Here is a 16,338-nt window from a genome sequence, read left to right as displayed (position 1 = left end):
GCAGCTTATTTAAGCTGCCGTTTTTATTTAAACCAAAGGTTTATTTTAAGTTTTGAACAAGCCAATATAAATCAGAGTGCACACCCGCAGCGGTCACTTCCCTACCCGCTCCTGGCCCCTGAATCACTAATGCGTTATCGCTATACCATTTGCTATTAATGACAAAAATATTATCACCAGGAGTAAGGTTTGCTAACGCATCGCCATTAGGCACATACGCTATTCCCACTTTAGCGATTACTTCACCTTGTTTGATTTCTAACAAGCCCGTGTATCTAAGTACTGAATTTTTAGCTTTTGCTGTAGCTGCATGCTCTTCAATGAATGCATCTAGCTGTGTTTTTTTATTTAAAAAGTCATCCCAACTTCCCAGCGCAAGTTCATCAGGCATCAATGCCGATAAGCTAATATCGTCAAGTTCAAGCTCTACACCTAGCTCTCGAGCTAAAATAAGTAGTTTACGCTGCATATCTCGCCCAGATAAATCTTCGCGAGGGTCTGGCTCTGTGAATCCCATTTTCTGAGCTTCTAGTACCAACTCAGAAAATGGCCTAATTCCATCATATTTACTGCATAACCACGAAAGCGTGCCTGAGAAAACACCTTCTATACGTGTTATTTTATCGCCACTATTTTGCAAATCAGCCAAAGCAAAGTTAATAGGTAAGCCAGCGCCTACACTGGTGTTATATCGCCAATGTAAATTACGTTCTAAAATATTACTACGAAGTGCTTTATACCAAGTAGTAGATGCTGTTCCAGCGTATTTATTAGCACTAATTAAATGACAGTCTCTATCTACAAAGTCTGGATATAACAAGCTAAATTGTTCACTTGCGGTAATATCAATTAAAATTTTATGCTCGTAATCGAGCTCATTTATAGCATTCAGTAAATCTGCAGATTGATAGCTATTAGCCTCATGCTGCCATTGAGTTTTCCATTGCTGCGTATTAATACCACTTGCATTAAACAGCATTTTTTTAGAGCGAATTAGACCGACTAATTTAATACTAAAGTCATCCGATAAGCGCTCAAATTGTGCCGATAACTGTTTAATAAAAACGTCGCCAACGTTACCAAGCCCCGCAACTATAATTGCGATTTCTTGGCCTTTATTAATTAGCTTATCGTGTAAGGCACTTTGTATATCACTATCTATAAATTGATCGGTAAGCAATAAAGTATAGCCAGTATCTTGATGGACAAAACGAGGTTTTATGCTGTGGAGTTTTAATAAGTCTAACGCTTGTAGGCATGATGTATTAACGTCTTGCTCAGGCGCTACAATTGCGCAGCCATTTAAATTTGACTCGCTAATATTTGCTCTACCCGCAAAGTAATTAATAACCAGATAAGTTTGTGCTGCTGGCACTACCAGATACACTTCACCATTATGGTTAAAGTGATGAAGGCTATGCTGAATAAGCTGACTAACACTTGCAACCTCTCCTTCACTTAACCCTTCAACCATTAATAGGTCAACATTTTGCAACGTGGTTATAAAACGTTTTTTCTTCGCTGAACCTTCTTTTACTATATCTGTTGGACTTGCTTGCACATCAAAACTACTGCGAACAGCTAGCTTAATATCTGTGTTTTTAAGTGGCGATAGTGTTTTTGCATGTAATACAGGATTACCTAAACGAGCCAATAAATTAGCTTGTCCACGGCAAATTTTGCCGTATTTAATCGCTTTTTGCACTTTACGTGGATCAGTACTAAACACTCCTTGCGTATCAGTCCAAATACATACCTGCTTAGCATTACAGTAATTTGCTAGTAGTGTTGCGCTGTAGTCACTACCATTTCGGCCAAGCGTTACAGTCTCACCATTGATATCTGCGGCAATAAACCCAGTAACAACATTTATTTTATTAGGAAAAATTAACTGCCCACATTTCTGCGCATTTTGCGCATGCATTAATTCACCATCATTCAAGGTAAAAAGAGTGCGGGCATCTTGAGCACATGCCTCAATATTTAGCTGCTGTAAATAAATGGCGAGTAAGCGTGCTGACCACAATTCGCCATGTGCAAGTAACGCAGCCTCTTTTAGCTGCTCAGCTTGAGCAAGTTCTGCAATATCACTAAGTTCGGTATTTAGTGTTTTAAGTGCACTTCGTTTTAAATCAGCTTCTAATAGCTGCTCTATTAAGTCTCTTTGGTGATTATTTAACTGTAGTAAAATATCAGCTACCGCTTGATTGTCTTGCTTTTGATAGCTTTGCCAAAGTAATACTAGCGTATCGGTTGTCTTACCCGCAGCCGATACCACCACACAGTCACCCGGTTGAGTATGTGTAATTATTATTTTTGCAACGCTTTGGTATCGCTCACTTGAGCTTAAACTCGAGCCACCAAATTTATGTATACAATTAACCATATTTATACCAATTCGCTTAATTAAGTAGTCTATTTTGAGTTTAGTTGTTCTCGGCAATTGCTCCTGCATTGCTCTACCTCCTGCATCCATGCAGTCGTATATCAGAAATTTTTAACGACGTTAGCGCCAGCTTTAATCCCTCAAATTGATTAGGTATTATTGCGGATTGGTATTGCTTACCAAAGCGCCGGACGGGCTGCACTTAATTTAACGTTACCACCAGAAGTGCCTGCACCTTTGCCTACACGGCCAACATTTTTATTTTGTCCTGGTTTTACAAGTTCAAACACTCGCTCAAAATCAGCAACTAAATCGTATATATCTTCAATACCTACCGAAATACGAATAAGCGTATCGCCCACACCCGCTTCTAAACGTGCTGTTGCGTCCATACCTGCGTGCGTCATAGTTGCAGGGTGACAAATTAAGCTCTCTACGCCACCTAGTGACTCAGCTAAACTAAAGGTTTTAAGGCTAGTTAAAAATGCCGCTGCGTCGTTTATATCGCCTTTAATATCAAAACTAACCATGCCACCAAAGCCAAGTTGCTGTGCTTTAGCAAGTTCATGTTGAGGATGTGACTCAAGACCTGGGTAGTAAACTTGGCTTACATATTCAGAGTTTTCAAGATACTTAGCTATTGCCAGTGCATTTTCTTGATGCTGTCTTAGGCGCACATTTAAAGTACGTAAACCACGAAGCGTTAAATAGCTATCAAAAGGCGCCCCCGTAATACCAATGTTATTAGCCCACCAAGCAAGCTCATCGCCTAACTCTTGTGTTGCGGCAATAACAGCGCCGCCTACTACATCTGAGTGTCCGTTAATGTATTTAGTGGTTGAATGCACCACAATATCTACACCAAACTTAATAGGGTTTTGTAAAGCAGGCGACAAAAACGTGTTATCTGCTGCAACCAAAGCCCCGCATTGCTTAGCCACATCAGTCACTGCTTTAATATCTGTTAAACGAAGTACTGGGTTACTTGGGGTTTCTATCCAAATAAGCTTAGGTTTAATTACTAAAATTTGTTGAAGGCTTTCTTCTTTTGTTAAATCTAATATTTCGAGCTTTAGTAGTCCGCGTTTTTGTAACGATGTAAATAAACGATAGCTGCCACCATAACAATCATGTGGAATTACTAACGTATCGTCACTATTAAGTAGCTGAGTAGCCAAATGCACGGCAGCCATGCCTGTAGCTGTAATTATGCCACGAGCGCCACCTTCAAGCTTAGCAAGCGTCTCAGCTAAAATATCACGATTAGGATTACCGCTACGACCATAATCATACTCACGCTTAGTATCAAAGTCGGCAAACGAATAAGTAGTCGATAAATAAATTGGCGGTACCACCGCACCATGATGTTTATCAGCATCAACGCCGTTACGTACAGCAATGGTTGCTTTGTTTTTTTCGCTCATATTCGTCACCTGATTAATTTGGATGTTTAGACGTCCAAAAGAGTAAGTTATCCGTTTTGATAAGTCAAAGTATTTTAAAGCTCTAGATGGCTATAAGTAGAAGGAGCCTCTGCGAATAACACATTTTAGCTCACAAAAGTGTGCCTATCTTTACACTCACAATAGGCTTATTAAGATAGATCGGTATCTATTATTTGACTATCTTTTTTAAATCGATAGAATTTCACGCATATTTACACGCTTTTTATACCGTGTGAGAAATTAATAATCTGAGGCAACGATACATCTTATGGCTAAATGGAATGGTGAGTATATTCACCCATACGCAGAACACGGTAAAAAATCAGAGCAAGTTAAAAAGATCACCGTTTCGATCCCGCTAAATGTATTAAAGGTATTAACTGACGAACGTACACGTCGTCAAATCAATAACCTTCGCCATGCTACAAATAGTGAATTGCTATGTGAGGCATTTTTGCATGCTTTTACTGGCCAACCTTTACCAAATGACGATGACTTACGTAAAGATAACGCCGAAAAAGTGCCAGAAGAAGTTAAAAAAATAATGCAAGAAATGGGTCTAGAAGTACCCGTTTTAAACGAAGAATAATACCAATTCCATTAAGTATGTGATCTAAATTTTACGTCGAAAAAATAATTCAGTTCTAGGCGTAAATTGAAGTAAATGGTTATTCCCTTTGCGAAATTTACAACAAAGAAATGGGTTGTTTTAGCAAGTAAAATAGATCAGCTATTTATTGGAATTGGTATAAATATTACAAAGACAAAAAAACCTCAGTAATTACTGAGGTTTTTTTATGTCTAAATTTTATTGCATAGCTCTACTGTATAGATTTACTGCATATAATTTTCTGGCAAATCAATTTGCGCAACACCTGACTCAACAGCAGCTAGGGCAACAGCTCTTGCTATACGCGGCAGTAAACGAGGGTCCATTGGTTTTGGAATAATATACTGTGCACCAAACTCTAATTTATCTACGCCTGCTGCTTTTAAAACTTCTGCAGGTACAGGCTCTTTAGCAATACTACGGATAGCCTCAACTGCAGCAATTTTCATTTCATCATTAATAGCGCTTGCACGCACATCAAGCGCACCACGGAAAATAAACGGGAAACATAAAACATTGTTAACCTGATTAGGATAATCAGAGCGCCCTGTTGCCATAATTAAATCGTTACGTGCGCCGTGCGCAAGTGCAGGATCAATCTCAGGATCTGGGTTTGAACATGCAAACACAACTGGTTTTTCAGCCATTAGCTTTAAATCTTCAGCCGCTAATAAGTTAGGGCCAGAAACACCTACAAACACATCAGCATCTGCAATTACATCTTGCAATGTACGCTTATCTGTATTGTTAGCAAAAAGCTGTTTATATTCATTTAAATCATCGCGGCGGGTATGAATAACACCTTTGCGGTCAAGCATGTAAATGTGTTCGCGCAGTGCTCCGCACTTAATTAACAGCTCCATACACGCAACAGCGGCAGCGCCAGCCCCTAAACATACAATAATTGCATCTTCAATTGACTTACCTTGTACTTCTAACGCATTTAACATGCCCGCAGCAGTTACAATCGCAGTTCCGTGTTGATCATCATGAAAAACAGGAATGCTACAACGCTCTATTAATGCTTTTTCAATTTCAAAACACTCTGGTGCTTTAATATCTTCAAGGTTAATACCACCGAATGTATCGGCAATATTGGCAACCGTATTAATAAAGTCTTCTGTCGTACGGTGCTTAACTTCAATATCAATTGAATCAAGGCCAGCGAAACGTTTAAACAATAACGCTTTACCTTCCATTACAGGTTTAGATGCTAAAGGGCCTAAATTACCAAGTCCGAGAATTGCAGTACCATTAGTGATAACCGCAACCATATTACCTTTACCGGTATATTTATATGCATTTGCAGGATCTGCAGCAATTTCACGTACAGGTTCGGCAACGCCTGGGCTATAAGCTAGGGCTAAGTCTTGAACTGTTTCAGCGGGCTTTGTTAGCTCAATGCTAATTTTACCAGGTACGGGGTGTGAGTGATAATGTAGTGCTTGTTCACGAAAGTCAGACATAACGCGATGGTATCCTGCAATTTAAGTTAAAGTGAGAGGTGGAGTCTTGGGGTACGATACCCTTATTATTTTTAAATTCCAAGCAATATCAGGTCTATCCTGTTATATGCTATATCCTTTAATTTTAAGAGGTTTTTCAGTAACTTTGCAGGATTATATAAACATTTAATAAATAAAAATTCACCTAAAAAGTAAGTTTTAAGGTGCTTTTATGCCTAGTGAAACATTAAAAAAATGTATGTATAAAGTATCACCATAAACTTAAATAACTGCCTACTACTCTACTTTAAAAACAGATAAGCCCACGTTAGCTACTTTTATCAACCTAGTTAAAAATTGTACTATTTAAAATATAGAGAATATCTATCGATTTGTCTGTAAAGGTTTATGCATACTCAGAATAAGAATAGGAAATAGTTATGCAAAGAGGGATATAGCTAAAGTCAGCGAAATAAGATAATAAACAACAAATTTTAGGCACAAAAAAAGCACCCTAAAGTGCTTTTTTTAACTAAACAGCAATAATTATTTCTTGCTGGCAAGTGCACCGAAGCGTTTGTTGAAGCGATCAACACGGCCGCCAGTGTCTAAAACTTTTTGCTTACCAGTGTAAAACGGGTGACACGCAGAACATACGTCTAAGTGAATGTCTTTACAAAGAGTTGAGCTAGTTTCGAATTGGTTTCCGCATGAACATGTTGCAGAAATTACTTCGTACTTAGGGTGAATACCTTCTTTCATAGGAACCTCTAGTTAAGGCCGCATCGCTCTCCAAACCCGAAGTCTGGCACCATACGTCGTTAAAACAAATTTGTTGGTGGCGGATTTTATCCAACAACGTTCCCCTACACAAGTATTTATTTATGTTTTAGCCAAAAAAGTGAACAATCTCTGCCTCAAGCACTATTGCTAGTAGGTTTTTTACGGTAATTTTAGTACATTACAGCATTAATTTTACGGGTTGAGTTGTTATGAGTTTTGTTGAAGTTGCTATTAAAGTCCCGCTCCCACGCACCTTTGATTATAAAATAGAAGAACAGCTCAGCGGCCTCTCAACGCCTTTACTACCCGGTATGCGCGTTTTGGTACCTTTTGGTAACCAAAAAAAAGTGGCTGTTGTTCTGGGTATTAAAAGCAGTACCGACGTCCCTTTAGATAAAATTAAGAATATTATAGAGGTAATAGACGACGCCCCTATTTTAAGTACTCAGCACCTAGATCTCCTTAGCTTTACCGCGCGCTATTATTGCTATCCTTTAGGCGAAACTATTCATATAGCGCTACCCGCTGTACTTCGCCAAGGTGAATCACCTGATAAAACCAGTATTAATATGGTTGCTTTAACTGAAAAAGGCGCAAAAGTACCGTCATTAAAAGCTAAAACACAGCTCAACTTATTAAAACAGTTATCGCAATCAGGTAAGTCATCGTTAACTGAGTTAAAGGCACTGGGCTTTAGTAAAAAAACAATAGATAGCCTAATAGATAAAGAGCTTATTACGCAAACTATTGAACACGATAACCAATGGCAAAGCGTTGTACCAACTGTCGGTAGCAAACCTATACTTAATAAAGAACAAGCGGTTGCCTGTACAGCAATAAATCAAAGTACTGGATTTAGCAGCTTTTTATTAGAAGGCGTCACTGGCAGTGGTAAAACAGAAGTGTATTTACAGTGCCTAGAAGAAGTATTAAAACGTGGTGAGCAAGCATTAGTATTAGTGCCAGAAATAGGTTTAACACCACAAACTGTAAACCGTTTTCGTCGCCGCTTTCCTGATACACCCATTATGCTTTGGCACTCAGCACTTACCGATAACGAACGCTTACAAACATGGCGCTTTTGCGAAAAAGGCAGTTGTGCGATAGTTATTGGGACGCGTTCGAGTATTTTTCTGCCATTTTTAAAACTAGGTATGATTGTTGTTGATGAAGAGCACGACTCGTCATTTAAACAACAAGATACCCTTCGTTACCATGCCCGTGATTTAGCCACTTACAGAGCTTTTCAGCATAAAATCCCGCTTATATTAGGCAGCGCTACACCCGCTCTTGAAACACTTCACAAGGCAATTAATAACAAATACCAGCTATTAAGCTTAACTGAGCGTGCACAAACAGCGACCGACAACCAATTTAAGTTACTCGATATGAAAGGCCAACCCGACCAAGCGGGTATTGCCCACGCAAGCCTTGCTACTATGCGCCAGCATTTAAATCGCGGTAAACAGGTTATGGTATTTTTAAATCGCCGAGGTTTCTCGCCAACCCTAATTTGTCATGAGTGCGGTTGGTTGAGCGAATGTAAACGCTGTAGTACCAGCGCTACATTTCATAAAGCGATTGGACAAATGATCTGTCATCACTGTGGCGACCAGTACCCTGTCCCTCACCAATGTCCTGATTGCGGGAGCACACAAATATTCCCTAACGGTAAAGGCACAGAGCAAATTGAAGAGTTTTTATCTACCGAATTTCCTGATACGCCTGTTACTCGTATAGATCGCGATTCAACTCGTCGTAAAGGTAGCCTTGAAAAAGCACTTGATGAAATCAACCTAGGAGGCGCACGCATTTTAGTGGGAACACAAATGCTTGCCAAAGGACATCATTTTGCAGATGTAAGCCTTGTTATAATTTTAGATGTAGATAGCGGCTTATACTCATGCGACTTTAGAGCGACAGAACACTTAGCGCAATTAGTCACCCAAGTAGCGGGGCGTGCTGGGCGTTCAGGGGAGCCTGGCCAAGTGTTATTACAAACACACTTCCCAGAACACCCTCTTTTACAAGACTTAGTTAATAATGGCTACCAAGACTTTGCCCGCTTTGCTCTTAGTGAGCGCGATGATGCTGACTTACCGCCCATTACAAATATGGCCATTGTCCGTGCACAAGGACATAGTATTAAGCTAGTCGTCGATTTTTTGACGGATTTGGTTCCTGTGAATGGGGTATCTGGTATACAATTGCTCGGTCCGATCCCTGCTCCACTTGAAAAAGTCGCAGGTATGTATCGTTTTCAATTACATATTCAAGCGCAAGATCGCCGCATATTACATCAGTACCTTGCGCAAATGGTTGATTATTTAAGTACCAGTAAACTTGCACAAAAAGTACGCTGGAGCTTAGACGTAGACCCTATAGACATGATTTAGGTTAAGGCCAAAATAACACCATGGCACAGCACGATTATATTAATAAAAAGCCGGCAGGCAGAAACAGTAAAAAAAATGCACCCGCTAAAAAACCATTTCCTATTCTTTTAGCCGTTATAGCCATCTTACTCGTAGGTGGTTTTGCCTACACACTATGGTTTATTAAAAGTAATGCCGATCCAAAACTTGTCGAAAAACAAGCAAACCCATCTGCGCCCGCAAAAGTGGAAGTTGTTATTCCACGCACACCGGAATTTATTAAAGAAATTAGAAACCACGAGATTCAAGTTGAAGTAAAAGAACTTGAGCAAAAAGGTCCTTATGTTATGCAGTGCGGTTCGTTCAGAACTCATGCACAAGCTGAATCGTTAAAAGCTAAAATCGCATTTGCAGGGCTCATTTCTGAGATAAAACAGGCTGAAGGCAGCAATGGTACTTGGTATAAAGTACGTTTAGGTCCTTATAAAACCAAACGCCAAGCCGAAAGCGATAAAAACAAACTTAAACGTGTAAAAATAGTCGGCTGCGGAATTTGGGGCTGGACTTGAAAATAAACCATTCACCCATATAACCTCATCATAATCGTTTTTTACGAGTTGCCTCTGCAGCTCGATGATGAGGAATAACATGACTACTATCGTAAGTGTTCGCCGTGGCGACAAAGTTGTAATTGGCGGCGATGGCCAAGTTTCACTTGGTAACACCGTAATGAAGGGCAACGCCCGCAAAGTTCGACGTCTTTATAATGGCAAAGTAATCGCTGGTTTTGCCGGCGGTACTGCTGATGCCTTCACTCTTTTCGAACGTTTTGAAAGCAAATTAGAAATGCACCAAGGTAACCTAACTAAAGCCGCAGTAGAAATGGCTAAAGATTGGCGAAGTGACCGTGCACTTCGAAAACTCGAAGCGCTGCTCGCCGTAGCAGACGAAACAGCCTCTTTAATTATTACCGGTAATGGCGATGTAGTTCAGCCAGAAAACGATTTAATTGCAATTGGTAGTGGTGGTAACTTTGCGCAATCAGCTGCAACTGCCCTTTTAGAAAATACAGATTTAAGCGCTCGTGAAATAGTAGAGAAAAGCTTAACTATTGCAGGCAACATCTGCGTATTTACTAATAACTTCCAAACAATCGAAGAATTATAATAGGAACTATTATGTCTGATATGACCCCAAGAGAAATTGTTCACGAGCTAGATCAGCACATTATAGGTCAGGCTAAAGCTAAAAAAGCGGTTGCTATTGCACTTCGTAACCGTTGGCGCCGCATGCAATTAAATGAAGATTTACGCAGCGAAGTAACACCAAAAAATATATTAATGATTGGTCCGACAGGTGTAGGTAAAACAGAAATTGCCCGCCGTTTAGCAAAACTTGCTAACGCACCATTCATTAAAGTAGAAGCGACTAAATTCACTGAAGTTGGTTATGTTGGTAAAGAAGTAGATACGATCATACGTGACCTCGTTGATGTTTCAATTAAAATGACTCGCGAACAGCAAACTAAAAAGTTTAAACATCGCGCCGAAGAAGCAGCAGAAGAGCGTATCTTAGATGCACTTTTACCTCCTGTTAAAGACCAATATGGCGAAAGCCAACGCGACGATACTTCATCTACTCGCCAAACATTTCGTAAAAAATTACGTGAAGGTCAGCTAGATGATAAAGAAATCGAGATTGAATTAGCGCAAGCTCAATCAAACGTAGAAATTATGGCGCCTCCTGGTATGGAAGATATGACCAACCAGTTACAAAGCATGTTTCAAAACATGGGCGGCGATAAACGTACTAAACGTAAGTTAAAAATTAAAGAAGCCTTCAAACTATTAACAGAAGAAGAAGCCGCTAAATTAGTAAACCCTGAAGAGCTAAAAGAACAAGCTATTTTTGCAGTAGAGCAAAACGGTATTGTGTTTATAGATGAAATAGACAAAATTTGTAAGCGTGGTGATTCTTCAGGCCCAGATGTTAGCCGAGAAGGTGTTCAACGCGATTTACTACCTCTAATTGAAGGCTCAACGGTAAACACTAAGCACGGCATGGTTAAAACTGACCATATGTTATTTATTGCCTCAGGTGCGTTCCAAATGTCTAAACCATCAGACATGATACCTGAGCTACAAGGTCGCTTACCGATTCGAGTAGAACTTGAAGCACTTACTGCCGATGACTTTAAGCGTATCCTTACAGAGCCGCATGCATCGCTTACTGAGCAACAACGAGAGCTTCTTAAAACTGAGCAAGTAACGATTGAGTTTAGTGATGATGCAATTGAGCGCATTGCTAAGGCAGCGTGGCAAGTTAACGAAAAAACCGAAAACATCGGTGCTCGTCGCTTGCATACTGTGATGGAAAGATTGATGGAAGAAATTTCATACGATGCTTCTGAAAAGGCAGGTTCATCACTTGTCATTGACGCCGCTTACGTTGAAAAACATCTAGGTGCACTTGTTGAAGATGAAGACTTAAGCCGCTTCATTCTATAAAACGAATATAAACGTTATACTAAAAGCCTCCAGATTGGGGGCTTTTTAATGGGATATATAAAATGAAACACGTAATAAAAGTGCATTATCATAGTGTAAGTAAAAACCTAGATGTTTATTTTGATGATGATAGCCAAGCAGTCTTTAGCTGTGAATTCTTACGCGTTCACTCCCCCTCAGCTGAAGTGCAAGGTCATGGCTCTGGCCCTATGAAACTGGTTTTAAATAAGCAATCCGTAGGTATAAAAAATATAGTACCTGTTGGGCATTATGCACTGCGGTTAGATTTCGATGATGGTCATAACAGTGGGTTATTCAGCTGGAGTTATTTTGAAAAACTACAAGCGCAGCAACAAACATTGAGCAATGAATATTTGGCGCGCGTAGCCGAGCACGAACAAAACAAAAACAGTGTACCAATAAAGTTTATTCCTTAAACCTTATGGGTAATTTAGGTGGGTATTTCTAAATTAGTTAACCTAAACCCTGGTTAAGATATTTACTATCCAGGGTTCAAGTTAGTTACACTTTAAACTTATCAATAGCGCTAAATAACACTCTAGCTTGCTCAGATACTTCTTCGCTAGTTTGGGCGTTTTTAGCAGCATGTTCAGTTGCATCTTGCGCAATATCGCGAATTCTGACTACATTTTTATTAACCTCTGATGCCACCTGGCTTTGCTCGTCAATAGCAACCGCTATTTGAGAGCTCATTTCCATTATTGTTTGCACATCTTCAGTAATTGCGCCTAATAACTCACCGGCTTTAATTGCTTGCGAGGCACTTTCATCGCCTTGAGAACGACATTTGTGCATAATACTTACCACTTCTTGAGTACGCTGCTGTAAAGTACTTATAATACTCTCAATCTCACTTGTAGACTCTTGAGTGCGTTTTGCTAATGAACGAACCTCATCTGCAACAACAGCAAATCCACGACCATACTCACCAGCACGAGCTGCTTCGATTGCCGCATTAAGTGCAAGTAAATTTGTTTGATCTGCAATACCCCGGATTACATCAAGCACTGAACCAATTGTTTCGCCATCTTTTTCAAGTTGAGATACTACATTTGATGCATTCCCTAACGAATCAGATAGAGCCCTGATGTGCTTAACGGTAGAGTCTACTTCACTACGCCCTTGTTGAGCACTTAGGTTTGTTGATTCGGCTTTTTTTGCGGCCGCTTCAGTATTATGTGAAATATCTTGAATCGTCGCCTGCATTTCAGTAGCTGCAGTTGCAACCATATCAGCCTCATGCAATTGCTCTTGCATACCAGAGCTTGTTGCCGCAGTACTTTCTGATAAATGTTCGGTTGCCACATTAAGCGTATTTAAAGCACCATTAACTTCGTTAATCAAGTTCTTAAAATCGCCTATTAAGCTATTAAAGTCGACCGTCATAGTGGTAATTTCGTCTTTACCTGTTTGCTCTATCATTACGCTCAAATCGTTATTACGACGAATATCATTAATAGTGTGATAGACCCGTTCTATAGGCACAATAATCGAGCGACTCGTGAAATAAACCAACACTAAAACAATAATGCCAGCAGTCACAAAAATAAGAATAGCTAAAAACTGTGCCTGTTCAACGCTTTGTTCTACCTGTTGCTTAGTGCTTAATAGGATCTGCGCAACGATTGCATCACTTTGTTCAACACTTTTACGCATTTCTCCGAGTGCACCTGAATTTAAATCTAGCCCCAATTCAACCTGTGCCTCTACCAATGCTTGAAATTGAGTTTGGTAGGAGTTTAGAAAGCCATTTAATTCAGCAGTATACCCACTATCAAATTGAGCCTGAGAGATTTGCTGCTTTAAAGTATTAACCCCTTCATCAAATCGAGTTAAATACTTAAGGTCAAGACGTAGCATAAAATCTTTTTCAGCTCGTCTTAACTGTAATATTGAAGATAAGAGCTTGTAATCACCTTGCTCTTTGATCAAACTTTCAATCTCATGAACTGCACTTCTTAGTTCGCCATACAATCCATCCGTAGGATGTAACCCTATGCGTTTTTGTAGCACAACAACACTCATAAAATCATTGTTATAAGCACTTATTAAACTCTCTAGATTGCTTATTTTTTGGGTTTCGATACCCTGCTCTTGCATAATTAAGTTCAGCTTAGCAATTTTACTTTTAAGCTGATTATAATCTTGTTCAAATAAGTCTAATGCTTCTTTTTGTTTATAAAAAAGAAAGTTTTTTTCATGTTTACGCAGTTCTAATTCATGAATATTAAGCTCTTCAGCAAGCTGAATTGTTTTATTCAAGCTTAGCGTTGTTCTCGCTTCATAAATTATTACGCATAAAAGGACCACCATTGCTAAACCAACAACGACTGCGTTTAATTGTAAACGTCGTTTGATTGTTAAGTTTTGTAAAAAATTCATCGCTAACGCCTTTTTTTAATATGCATATTTATTATAGCTGATAGATACGAAGCGACTCATTAATTTAACTTTTTATTATTCTTTGTTATTCCTCGCTTTTTTATGTTTATCACTCTAAACCCACACTGTCCCATAAACCTTTATGTAACGATTGTGTATTATTCCATTGTTTTTTTACCAACCAGTCAATTAAAGGCGCGGGATCGCTTGGGTAATTTATTTGCTTATTTTGTGGTGCGCCATTCCAATCATCAAGAGCTTGCGGGTTTAAATAGTTCATTACATGCGCCATACCCATAGCAAACAATGTTTGCGCATTTGCAGTCTGTTCAAATTGTCCGTTTAAAGGCTTTAATAGTAACTTTTTACCTAACTTAAGCGCTTCGCTGGCAAGCTCAAACCCAGCATTACCAATAACTCCACTCGTGTTTGCTAAGTCGTTTAAAAAACTCAAACGCGATGGGGAGCGTAAATGTATATGTCCAAAAGATTCATTGCGGGCATTTGGGTGATAGCAATAAAATTCTTTTTCGGGAAAGTCTTTTAAGTAATCAACAATGCTATCTAAGTTTTCAAAAGGTAAATATACCAATACCTTGTTCATCACCGCGACAGGGTTTTCATGGTTATGATGAGCAATAAACGGCGGGATTATATTATTTGCAAAAGGTTGCCAGTGCACGCCTAGGTAAGTAGACGCTGGTGCATAATGTTTAATTAGCGATTTTCTGAATATCCCTCGACCAAACATAGGTACGTTATCTGACAAAAATGCGGCTTGATGACTAATGCCAACAACAGGTATATCAGCTCTTTTTGCAGCCCACGCTGTAACGGGCTCAAAGTCATTAAGTACAAAATCGTACTGCTTTATGTCAAGCGATTTTATATCTCTCACCAGCTTACAAATTCGCATGTTTTTAAGTGTTTTTAAATTTTTTATTTGACCATTTTCAGTACTAAACGATAAGCCCCTATACGCTTTATAATCTGAGAATTCGTGCATATCAAAATAATCTTTATTTGCTCGTCCTGAAAACACATAATCAACATCAATACCGAGTTTATTAAAGCAGCTAGCCATAACCCTAGCTCGCGTTATATGACCATTACCGGTGCCCTGCACTCCATACAATATTTTCATACAGGTACCACGAGTGCTAACGCAAATAAACCACAAAAACTGCCAATAATCGCACCAATAACGATATCAGCTGGAAAGTGTACGCCTAATATCACACGAGAAATAGCCACACCAGCAGCCCAACTAAGTAGTAGCCATACATACTCAGGAAAAAAATGACTTAGTATAATTGCAACTAAAAACGCTGCAGCGCTGTGACCAGAGGGTAAACTAAATTTATCACTTGGTACTATATAGGCATTTTTTACTAAACAGTCGCATGGGCGGATCCGGGCAAATCTGTTTTTAGCTAATAAGTAAATAGGTCTTTCTATAGCAAAACCAATCAATATCGCTACGGGTAATAATTGATGCTGCTCATTATTACTAAGCCACCACACTGCTAAACACACGAGTATGTAAAGCCCACCGTCACCGCTTTTAGATAACCCGAACGCCATTGTTTTAAACCACTTCGGTGAGTTGCAATTAAATAGAGTTAAAAATAATTGCTCATCTAGCAGAGCTGCCCTTTTAAACATATTATTGTTACCCATCACTTACCCCTCATTGCATAATATATGAACACCGATTTAGCTTAGGTGTTGTAAATAACAATTGAGTGACGCTTTTAAGACACTATTATTGCGATTAGTGTTCTAGCTCATGTTTTGTCTAAATTTACTGCGATTAAGTCGTTGTTATTGCTTATAAGGAGGGTATACTGAGGTATAAATTAATGTATCTTTTGAGGATAAAATAATGGATTACAGCACTTCTGATTTATGTGACCACTTTGCTGATGTGGTTGATGTGCTAGAGCCAATGTTCATCAACTTTGGTGGTCGACACAGCTTTGGTGGCCGCATTAAAACGGTTAAATGTTTTGAAAATAATGAACTGATCCGCGAATTACTTTCTCAAGATGGTACAGGCTTAGTACTTCTTATTGACGGTGGTGGCTCAACTCGCCGTGCGCTTATTGATATTGAATTGGCTGAACTTGCACTTGAAAACAACTGGAATGGGATTGTTGTTTACGGCGCAGTACGCCATGTTGATGAGCTTGAAGAACTCGATTTAGGCATTCAAGCTATTGCTTCTATTCCTGTTGCAGCCGACAGCGAAGGTGCTGGCGAAGATGCTATAGGCGTTAACTTTGCAGGCGTATCTTTTTTTGATGACGACTTTATTTATGCTGATAGCACAGGCATTGTTTTATCTGCAGAAGAATTAGAATTGGAAGTTGTAGAAGTATAAC

General features: G+C 39.3%; 14 protein-coding genes. 7 read left to right on the top strand and 7 right to left on the bottom strand.

The window, feature by feature from the left end; all coding sequences use genetic code 11:
* Positions 1-40 precede the first annotated feature (40 nt).
* Positions 41-2,386, bottom strand: a complete 2,346-nt coding sequence (metL, locus tag WNY98_RS03310; protein ID WP_342877175.1) for a bifunctional aspartate kinase/homoserine dehydrogenase II — start codon at positions 2,384-2,386, stop codon at positions 41-43.
* Positions 2,387-2,562: 176 nt separating this feature from the next.
* The gene (gene metB / locus WNY98_RS03305; protein WP_024598077.1) at positions 2,563-3,810 is read right to left on the bottom strand and encodes a cystathionine gamma-synthase; all 1,248 of its coding nucleotides are present in this window, start codon (positions 3,808-3,810) and stop codon (positions 2,563-2,565) included.
* Between the two features lie 289 nt (positions 3,811-4,099).
* Here metB and metJ point away from each other — a divergent pair, with 289 nt between their 5' ends.
* Positions 4,100-4,420 (top strand): met regulon transcriptional regulator MetJ, encoded by a 321-nt coding sequence (metJ, locus tag WNY98_RS03300; RefSeq protein ID WP_007586263.1) that lies wholly within the window; start codon positions 4,100-4,102, stop codon positions 4,418-4,420.
* 245 nt (positions 4,421-4,665) lie between these two features.
* Here metJ and WNY98_RS03295 read toward each other — a convergent pair whose 3' ends face one another.
* Together WNY98_RS03295 and rpmE are read right to left on the bottom strand one after the other, a co-directional pair.
* Positions 4,666-5,907 carry a malic enzyme-like NAD(P)-binding protein gene (locus tag WNY98_RS03295; protein WP_076925368.1) on the bottom strand — a complete coding sequence of 414 codons (1,242 nt, stop codon included), beginning with the start codon at positions 5,905-5,907 and terminating at the stop codon, positions 4,666-4,668.
* Positions 5,908-6,432: 525 nt separating this feature from the next.
* Positions 6,433-6,648, bottom strand: a complete 216-nt coding sequence (gene rpmE, locus WNY98_RS03290) for a 50S ribosomal protein L31 (protein WP_076925367.1) — start codon at positions 6,646-6,648, stop codon at positions 6,433-6,435.
* Between the two features lie 230 nt (positions 6,649-6,878).
* Here rpmE and priA point away from each other — a divergent pair, with 230 nt between their 5' ends.
* From priA to WNY98_RS03265, 5 genes are all read left to right on the top strand, one after another.
* Complete coding sequence (gene priA, locus WNY98_RS03285) at positions 6,879-9,065, top strand: primosomal protein N' (RefSeq protein ID WP_342877116.1); 2,187 nt, start codon at positions 6,879-6,881, stop codon at positions 9,063-9,065.
* Between the two features lie 20 nt (positions 9,066-9,085).
* A complete protein-coding gene (locus tag WNY98_RS03280; RefSeq protein ID WP_024600429.1) occupies positions 9,086-9,613 on the top strand; it encodes an SPOR domain-containing protein in 528 nt (175 codons plus the stop codon).
* A gap of 79 nt (positions 9,614-9,692) precedes the next feature.
* Complete coding sequence (gene hslV / locus WNY98_RS03275) at positions 9,693-10,211, top strand: ATP-dependent protease subunit HslV (protein ID WP_002958366.1); 519 nt, start codon at positions 9,693-9,695, stop codon at positions 10,209-10,211.
* An 11-nt stretch (positions 10,212-10,222) separates the two neighbouring features.
* Complete coding sequence (hslU, locus tag WNY98_RS03270; protein ID WP_024600428.1) at positions 10,223-11,551, top strand: HslU--HslV peptidase ATPase subunit; 1,329 nt, start codon at positions 10,223-10,225, stop codon at positions 11,549-11,551.
* 62 nt (positions 11,552-11,613) lie between these two features.
* Positions 11,614-11,988 carry a gamma-butyrobetaine hydroxylase-like domain-containing protein gene (locus WNY98_RS03265; RefSeq protein ID WP_197184503.1) on the top strand — a complete coding sequence of 125 codons (375 nt, stop codon included), beginning with the start codon at positions 11,614-11,616 and terminating at the stop codon, positions 11,986-11,988.
* 85 nt (positions 11,989-12,073) lie between these two features.
* Here the strand turns inward: WNY98_RS03265 and WNY98_RS03260 are convergent, their stop codons facing one another.
* From WNY98_RS03260 to WNY98_RS03250, 3 genes are all read right to left on the bottom strand, one after another.
* Positions 12,074-13,954: a methyl-accepting chemotaxis protein gene (locus WNY98_RS03260; RefSeq protein WP_304182180.1), complete on the bottom strand. Its 1,881-nt coding sequence runs from the start codon at positions 13,952-13,954 to the stop codon at positions 12,074-12,076.
* Positions 13,955-14,063: 109 nt separating this feature from the next.
* Complete coding sequence (locus WNY98_RS03255) at positions 14,064-15,098, bottom strand: MJ1255/VC2487 family glycosyltransferase (protein ID WP_197184501.1); 1,035 nt, start codon at positions 15,096-15,098, stop codon at positions 14,064-14,066.
* On the bottom strand, positions 15,095-15,634 hold the full coding sequence (locus tag WNY98_RS03250) for a phosphatase PAP2 family protein (protein WP_024600424.1): 540 nt from the start codon (positions 15,632-15,634) through the stop codon (positions 15,095-15,097). The genes WNY98_RS03255 and WNY98_RS03250 overlap by 4 nt, the downstream gene beginning before the upstream one ends.
* A 205-nt stretch (positions 15,635-15,839) precedes the next feature.
* Here WNY98_RS03250 and rraA point away from each other — a divergent pair, with 205 nt between their 5' ends.
* Positions 15,840-16,337, top strand: coding sequence for a ribonuclease E activity regulator RraA (rraA, locus tag WNY98_RS03245; RefSeq protein WP_008169908.1), 498 nt, complete (start codon positions 15,840-15,842; stop codon positions 16,335-16,337).
* Position 16,338 lies beyond the last annotated feature (1 nt).

This window comes from Pseudoalteromonas sp. AS71 (assembly GCF_038900275.1).
Lineage (GTDB): Bacteria > Pseudomonadota > Gammaproteobacteria > Enterobacterales > Alteromonadaceae > Pseudoalteromonas.
The sequence above is the reverse complement of the archived record's forward strand: the minus strand, read 5'-3'. Positions and strand labels throughout refer to the sequence as shown.

Coding starts and splice junctions, on each gene's coding strand:
- WNY98_RS03250 (WP_024600424.1), bottom strand. CDS start 15,634: ATGGGTAACAATAATATGTTTAAAAGGGCAGCTCTGCTAGATGAGCAA.
- rraA (WP_008169908.1), top strand. CDS start 15,840: ATGGATTACAGCACTTCTGATTTATGTGACCACTTTGCTGATGTGGTT.
- metL (WP_342877175.1), bottom strand. CDS start 2,386: ATGGTTAATTGTATACATAAATTTGGTGGCTCGAGTTTAAGCTCAAGT.
- WNY98_RS03295 (WP_076925368.1), bottom strand. CDS start 5,907: ATGTCTGACTTTCGTGAACAAGCACTACATTATCACTCACACCCCGTA.
- metB (WP_024598077.1), bottom strand. CDS start 3,810: ATGAGCGAAAAAAACAAAGCAACCATTGCTGTACGTAACGGCGTTGAT.
- WNY98_RS03265 (WP_197184503.1), top strand. CDS start 11,614: ATGAAACACGTAATAAAAGTGCATTATCATAGTGTAAGTAAAAACCTA.
- metJ (WP_007586263.1), top strand. CDS start 4,100: ATGGCTAAATGGAATGGTGAGTATATTCACCCATACGCAGAACACGGT.
- hslV (WP_002958366.1), top strand. CDS start 9,693: ATGACTACTATCGTAAGTGTTCGCCGTGGCGACAAAGTTGTAATTGGC.
- rpmE (WP_076925367.1), bottom strand. CDS start 6,648: ATGAAAGAAGGTATTCACCCTAAGTACGAAGTAATTTCTGCAACATGT.
- WNY98_RS03255 (WP_197184501.1), bottom strand. CDS start 15,098: ATGAAAATATTGTATGGAGTGCAGGGCACCGGTAATGGTCATATAACG.
- priA (WP_342877116.1), top strand. CDS start 6,879: ATGAGTTTTGTTGAAGTTGCTATTAAAGTCCCGCTCCCACGCACCTTT.
- hslU (WP_024600428.1), top strand. CDS start 10,223: ATGTCTGATATGACCCCAAGAGAAATTGTTCACGAGCTAGATCAGCAC.
- WNY98_RS03280 (WP_024600429.1), top strand. CDS start 9,086: ATGGCACAGCACGATTATATTAATAAAAAGCCGGCAGGCAGAAACAGT.
- WNY98_RS03260 (WP_304182180.1), bottom strand. CDS start 13,954: ATGAATTTTTTACAAAACTTAACAATCAAACGACGTTTACAATTAAAC.